The sequence below is a fragment of the Pseudomonas sp. P4_C3 genome, from assembly GCF_056402075.1.
Window position 1 is genome coordinate 1 of sequence record NZ_JBFUIC010000580.1, and the last position, 1,571, is coordinate 1,571.

Below are 1,571 nucleotides of genomic sequence, written 5' to 3' on the forward strand. Positions count from 1 at the left end.
GATCCAGGGTGTACTGGCGAGCGGTGTGCCAGCAGAACTCGGCTGCACCCAGCGCACCCCACGAGATGCCGTAACGTGCCGAGTTGAGGCAAGTGAAAGGACCTTTCAGGCCACGGACATCCGGGAAAATGTTCTCTTCCGGCACAAACACGTTATCCATCACGATTTCGCCGGTGATCGATGCCCGCAGGCCCACCTTGCCRTGAATCGCCGGAGCGCTCAGGCCTTTCCAGCCTTTCTCCAGAACGAAGCCGCGAATATCACCGGCATCGTCCTTGGCCCAGACCACGAACACATCGGCGATCGGGCTGTTGGTGATCCACATCTTGCTGCCGGTGAGGCTGTAGCCGCCTTCGACTTTGCGCGCACGACTGATCATCGCACCCGGGTCGGAGCCGTGGTTAGGCTCGGTCAGGCCGAAGCAACCGATCCACTCGCCCGACGCCAGTTTCGGCAGGTACTTCTGCTTCTGCGCTTCGGTACCGAATTCATTGATTGGCACCATCACCAGCGAGGACTGCACGCTCATCATAGAGCGATAGCCGGAGTCGATACGCTCGACTTCACGGGCGATCAGGCCATAGCTGACATAGTTCAGGCCGCTGCCACCGTACTGCTCGGGGATGGTTGCGCCCAACAGACCGATCTCGCCCATTTCGCGGAAGATCGCCGGGTCGGTCTTCTCATGGCGGAAAGCTTCAAGAATGCGCGGCGCAAGGCTCTGCTGAGCGAACTGCGCAGCCGTGTCGCGAATCATGCGTTCTTCTTCAGTGAGCTGTTGATCCAGCAGCAGGGGATCGATCCAGTTGAAGCTAGCTTTACCGCCCATGAGTGTGTCCTCTCGAATCGGGTCAAATAACGTGGACTGATCCTAGGCCCGGATCGGCGCCACGGCAAACGAGGATTTTGCATACTGTTGTGCTAATTTCTCACTCCGAAACGTCGCGAAATAGCTTTTATGCGATGTATTAGTGAGGTTGACGTACATGCGCAGAAAGATACCCAGCACCACCGCCCTGATCAGCTTCGAGGCCGCGGCACGCCACGAGAGCTTCACCAAGGCCGCCCAGGAACTTTCGCTGACCCAAGGGGCAATTTGCCGACAGATCGCCAGCCTTGAAGAGTTCCTCAGCGTGGAACTGTTCCGACGCTCGCGGCGCGGGGTCAAGCTGACGGAAGCTGGTCTCTCCTACAGCCGTCGAGTGGCCACTCAACTCGATGCGGTTGAGCGCGACACCTTGTCCGTGATGGGCCAGCAGGGCACCAACGTGATCGAGTTGGCCGTAGTGCCAACCTTCGGCACCCAATGGTTGCTGCCGCGACTCAAGGACTTTCAGCAAAAACACCCGGAAGTAACGGTCAACCTGACCAACCGCACGCGCCCGTTCCTGTTCGCCGACACTGATTTTGATGCCGCCATCTACTTCGGTGACGCGGATTGGTCGGGTACAGAATCCCACAGGCTGATGGGTGAAAATCCGATGCCCGTTTGCAGCCCCAACCTGCTCGGAAACAAAACCAGTCTGACGCCCGGCGAAATCGCCGACTTGCCTCTCCTGCAACAAACCACC

At 58.7% G+C, this 1,571-nt stretch carries 2 protein-coding genes; one reads left to right on the top strand and one right to left on the bottom strand.

Annotation, left to right across the window (positions count from 1 at the left end):
- Positions 1–829, bottom strand: an 829-nt coding sequence (locus tag AC1DVH_RS30855; RefSeq protein WP_477756979.1) for an acyl-CoA dehydrogenase family protein, incomplete at its 3' end; no start/stop codon positions are given.
- 157 nt (positions 830–986) lie between these two features.
- Here AC1DVH_RS30855 and AC1DVH_RS30860 point away from each other — a divergent pair.
- On the top strand, positions 987–1,571 hold a 585-nt coding region (locus tag AC1DVH_RS30860; RefSeq protein ID WP_477756980.1), incomplete at its 3' end, for a LysR family transcriptional regulator.